General features: G+C 67.0%; 4 protein-coding genes. 1 reads left to right on the top strand and 3 read right to left on the bottom strand.

From position 1 onward, the window contains the following. From VMJ11_RS07420 to VMJ11_RS07410, 3 genes are all read right to left on the bottom strand, one after another. Window positions 1–1,422, bottom strand: a 1,422-nt coding sequence (locus VMJ11_RS07420; RefSeq protein ID WP_325618454.1) for a methyl-accepting chemotaxis protein, incomplete at its 3' end; no start/stop codon positions are given. Then, the gene (locus VMJ11_RS07415; protein ID WP_325618452.1) at window positions 1,419–1,745 is read right to left on the bottom strand and encodes a hypothetical protein; all 327 of its coding nucleotides are present in this window, start codon (window positions 1,743–1,745) and stop codon (window positions 1,419–1,421) included. The genes VMJ11_RS07415 and VMJ11_RS07420, both read right to left, overlap by 4 nt. Window positions 1,746–1,789: 44 nt before the next feature. Continuing rightward, entirely contained in the window at window positions 1,790–4,336 is a 2,547-nt protein-coding gene (locus VMJ11_RS07410; RefSeq protein WP_325618449.1) for an EAL domain-containing protein, read from the bottom strand. Window positions 4,337–4,632: 296 nt separating this feature from the next. Between VMJ11_RS07410 and VMJ11_RS07405 the strand changes: the two genes are divergently transcribed. Then, on the top strand, window positions 4,633–5,179 hold a 547-nt coding region (locus tag VMJ11_RS07405), incomplete at its 3' end, for a rhomboid family intramembrane serine protease (RefSeq protein ID WP_325618447.1).

Genomic DNA, 5,179 nt, shown 5'->3' with positions numbered 1-5,179 from the left:
CTGCTCGATGCCGGCGCTCTGCTCCACGGTCGCCGAGGCAATCTCCCTCATCAGCCCCGAGACCTTGTCCACCGAGGCGACGATCTCGGCCATGGTCGAACCCGCCTCGCCCACCAGCGCACGCCCGTTGCGCACGTCGTGCACTGAAGCGTCGATCAGCGACTTGATCTCGCGCGCCGCCGCGGCGCTGCGCTGCGCGAGCATGCGCACCTCGCCCGCGACCACCGCGAAGCCGCGCCCCTGCTCGCCCGCGCGCGCGGCCTCGACCGAGGCATTGAGCGCGAGGATATTGGTCTGAAACGCGATACCGTCGATGATGCCCGTGATATCCGCGATCTTGCCCGAACTGCGGCTGATCGCCTCCATCGTCTCGATTACCTGCTCGACCACGCGCCCGCCGCGCTGCGCGACGTCGGCGGCGCCCGTAGCCAGCGCGCTCGCCTCGTTGGCATGGTGGGCGTTCTGGCGCACGCTCGAAGTGAGCTGCTCCATGCTCGAAGCCGTCTGCTCCAGCGAAGCGGATTGCTGCTCCGTGCGGCTCGACAGGTCGAGATTGCCGGCCGCGATCTCGCGAGCGCCGGTATTGATGGCGTCGCAACTCGTGCGTACGCTGCGCACCGTCTGGCTCAAACCGCTCTGCATGCGCCGCATCGCGCCGAGCAGCTGGCCGATTTCGTTGCGCCCGCCACCATCTATCGCCACCGAGAGATCGTTCGCGGCAATCTGGTTGAGCACGGCGACCGCCTGGGCAAGCGGCGCGCTCACGAGGCGACGCAGCGCCAGATGCGTGGCGACGACGAGCACCAGTGCGCCCAGCAGGCCCACCGCCACCATCGCCATCACCCATTCGTGCTCACGCTCGCCTTCGGCTAGCGCGGCGCGCGTGGCGGCATCGGCGTGCTCGCGCAACGCGACCACGGCCGCCGAGAATTGCGCGTTCGCCTTCGTCACGTCGCCAGCCGCAAGCGCGGCATAAGCCGCCGTGTCGCCGCCTTCCAGTGTCGTGGCCGAGCGTTGCAGCGAGTCCACGAGTGCCGCCCATGCACCGAGCAAGGCATCGCGTTGCTGCGCTGCCTGCGCATCGAACGGCGCGCTCTCGCGCAGCGCGGCGCCGTACTTCGCGGCCTCGTCGAAAAGCTTGCGTGTGTCCTGCTGCGCGCGCTTTTGTGCATCCTCGCGCGCGGCGGCATCGCCGTCTTCCTTCGCCGCCTGATACCCGCGCGCCAATGCTGTTTGCGCGAGCGCCGCGTCCTCGCGCAACGCGAGCGCGAGCGCATCCTGACGTGCGACTTCGTGGATGAAACGTGCCGAGTCGTCGGCGCGGCCGATCATCAGGACGCCGACCGCCGCCCCCACCACCAGCATCGCCGCGAACGTGCACAGCACGAGCAGCAGCCCTTTTCGAATCGTCAATTCGCTCATTGCCGTGTGCCTGCCTCAGTGCCTCGATACGGCCCGGCGGCGTCGCCGCCCAGCCGGCTGAGCAGCACATTCGCCTGTTCGATCAGCGTCGCGCGGTATTCGCCGGGCAGCCGGACGTCGTCGGCAACGGCCATCGCCTCGCCCACCTGCGCGCGAAACGCAAGGATCGTGCGCTCGATTTGCGCCGGGGAAAGTTGCGGCAGCACCGCCTCGACGAACTTCGTCATCACGATCATGCTCGCGCCGAAACGCGATATGGCCTTGCCATGGGCGCTCACGAGCGCGGTCATCGAGTGCAGCAGCATCTCGTCGTTGCTGGTCACGGAGTTCTCCAGATACATCGGCTAGAGGGGAAAGGAATTTGCCTTCAGCCTGCCGCGCACACGGCGAGTGTGCGCGGCATCAGCTCGGCCGGTGCGGGTCTTGCGAGCAGGAAGCCTTGTGCACGATCGCAGCCAATCTCGCGCAGGAACGCCAGTTGCCACGGCGTCTCGACGCCTTCGGCCACGACCATCACGCCAAGCGAGCGCGCCATCGCCACAATCGCTCGCACGATCGGGCGGTCGCGTGCAGCGCTCTTCTCCACGCTGCGAGCCGGCACGCCGCCCCCCGGCGCCACCATTTCCGCGAGGAACGAGCGGTCCACCTTGAGCGTGTCGACCGGTAAGGACTGCAGATATTTGAATGACGAATAGCCCGTGCCGAAGTCATCGATCGCAAGGCTGATGCCCCGCGCCGCAAGCTCCTGCAGCAGCGCCTCTATGCCGCCGCGGCTCGACGTCATCGCCATGCTCTCCACGAGTTCGAGTTGCAGCCGCGCGGCCGGCAAGCCGGTTTCGCTGAGGATGGTCGTGAGTTGATGCAGGAAGCCGTCGTGCAGGCACTGGCGCGCCGAGAGGTTCACGCTGATGCGGCCAAAGTCGAAGCCTTCGTCCAGCCACTCGCGCGCCTGGCGGCAGGCCTCGCGCAGCACCCACGCTCCCATCGGCACGATCAGTGAGGATTCCTCCGCAATCGGAATGAACTGGTCGGGCGGCACGAGCCCGCGGCGCGGATGCTGCCAGCGCACGAGCGCCTCAATGTTGACGAGCTCTCCGCTCGCCACCTCGAACTCGGGCTGATAATGCAGCACGAGTTCGCCCGCCTCCAGCGCCTGATGCAGCTCGCTTTCGAGCACGATGCGCTCCATCGCCGAGGAGGTCATCGGCGCGGCGAAGAAGCGAAAATTGTTCTTGCCCGCGACCTTGGCCTCGTACATCGCGCGGTCGGCCAGCATGAGCAGTTGCCTCGGGTCGCACGCATCGTCCGGATACATGCTGATGCCGATGCTCGGCGTGACGAACAGCAGTTGCTCGTCGATATGCATCGCGGCCCCCACGCGCGCGAGCAACCCTTGGGCGATCTGCCCGACGTGGCGAATGTCCTCGATGTCCTCGATCAGCAGCGTGAATTCGTCGCCGCCAAGGCGCGCCACCGTGTCGGTTTCGCGCACTGCTTCGCGCAGGCGCGCCGCGATCACGGTTAGCGCTTCGTCGCCCACGCCGTGGCCCATCGTGTCGTTGATGAGCTTGAAGCGGTCGAGGTCGAGGAACATCACCGCAACGCGCTTTCCCGAGCGGCGCGAGCGCGCGAGCGAGAGCGCGAGGCGCTCGGTGAAGAGCGTGCGGTTGGGCAGGCCCGTCAGGGCGTCGTGCGTCGCGAGGTGGCTCAGGCGCTCCTCGGTCTCGCGGCGCTGCGTGATGTCCGCGAAGATCGCGGCGTAATGCGTGCAGCGGCCGGCCGGGTCGCAAATGCTGGAAATCGTCAGGTATTCCAGGTAGGCCGTGCCGTCCTTGCGACGATTCCAGATCTCGCCCTTCCAGTAGCCGGTCTCCTTGAGGCTGCGCCAAAGCGCACTGTAGAACGCGGGGCCCTGGCGGCCCGAGCTGAGCAGGCTGGCGTTACGCCCGAGCGCCTCGTGCTGCGCATAGCCGGTGAGCCGCGTGAAGGCCGGATTCACGCGCTCGATGGTCCCGTCGAGGTCGGTGATCATCACGCCGTCGAGCGTCGATTCCACGACCTGGTCGGCAAGGCGCAAGTTCGCGCGCGAGGCGAGCAGCGCATCGTCGCGTTCGCGCAGCGCCACCTGCAGCTCGCGCACGAATTCGTCTTCGATGTCGTGCAGGATATGCGAGAGATCGAGCAGGCCCGCGAGGCTTCCGTCGTCGTCAATCACGCCCACATGGCGCATGCGATGCTCGACCAGATACTGGCGCGCCGCATAAAGACTTTGCGAATGCACGAGCGAGCGCAGCGGCCGGCTGGCGCGCGCGCCGACCGTGCCGTCGAGCGCGCCGGCGGCCGCGAGGCGCACCACGTCGCGCTCGGTCACGATGCCGTAATCGCCTTGCGGGTAGCTCACGACGAGCGCGCTCAGGCGCCGCGCGCGCATGTGCTGCATGGCCTCGCGCATGGGCGAGCACGCATCGAGCACGAGCGGCATCGGAGCGTTGACGGAGCCCACCGTCTTCAGGCGCAGGAAGCACTCGAGCCCCTGGTTCATCGCGAGGTCGGTTTGCGTGACGATGCCTAGCGAGCGGCCCGCCTCGTCCACCACGAGGCAATGGCGTATGCCCTCGCGCTTGAAGCGCAGTGCGGCGTCGCGCAGGCGCGTCCTCGCGGGCAGTGCCCGCACCGGATGGCTCATCGCCTGGCTAATGGGCCGCGCGAGCGCGGCGGCATCGTCGCCCAGCGCGAGCGCGTCATGCTCTGTCCAGATGCCGACCGGCAGCCCCGCTTCGATAATGACGATGGCGCTGTAGCCCCGCCCGGCCATCAGGCGTGCCGCTTCGCGAATCGGCACGTCCGGGCCGCACGCGAGCGGCGGCCCTGAAAGTAGCTGCCCGATTTCCAGGTCCAGCGTGTGGTGTTGCATGTCGCGCCCCGTACCGCTCTGCTTTTTTGAGATTGCGGAAAGCTAGCAGGGGGTGCGACACGCTCATTTGACGTATATCAAGATTCCGGCGAGTCCATGTCATGCAAACGTTTGCCTTACCGAAAACGGGGCTGCACGAAAATGCAGAACACATGAGATGTGTAGCGCCGCCCCTACACGTCGCGGCGCACGCGGTACTGCCCGAAGTCCATGAAACATTTCCCTCCCACCACGCCGGGCCTCAAAATACCCCTTCGCACCGCCCAGACTCCCAACCCCGTACTTGCGCAATCGCCATGGCCAGGTTCAACGTCTCGACCTCCAGCACTGCACCGACAGGCCGACCATCCCCCATCGAACAGTTGAAGGCGCGCGTCGTCGTGCTCGCGCTCTTCGTCGGCTCGATGTGGGCGACTTTCCTCGTCTCGGCCGCCATGCCATTCCTGAACCTGAACCGCCACGGCGTCGTGCCGCGCACGTTGAGCGGTTTGCAGGGCATCCTTTTCGCGCCATGGCTGCACGCCAGCCTCGCGCACATCATGGCCAACACGAGCGGCCTCCTCGTGCTCGGCTGGCTGTGCATGTGGCCTCGCATCGCAAACTTCTGGCAAGCCACCGCCGGTGCAATGCTCGGCGCTGGCCTGTGTGCCTGGATCTTTGGCGCGCCCTGGACGGTGCACATCGGAGCGAGCGGCATTGTGTTCGGATACGCGGGTTATCTCGTCGCCCGCGGGTACTACACGCGCAATCTGCTCTCGGTGCTCGTTGCGCTGTTCGTCGCCGCCGCCTATGGGCTGAGCATGCTGTCGGGAGCGCTGCCGATCTACCCGGGCTTGTCGTGGC

Origin of the sequence: Paraburkholderia sp., from assembly GCF_035501035.1 — a bacterium.
GTDB lineage: Bacteria > Pseudomonadota > Gammaproteobacteria > Burkholderiales > Burkholderiaceae > Paraburkholderia.
The sequence above is the reverse complement of the archived record's forward strand: the minus strand, read 5'-3'. Positions and strand labels throughout refer to the sequence as shown.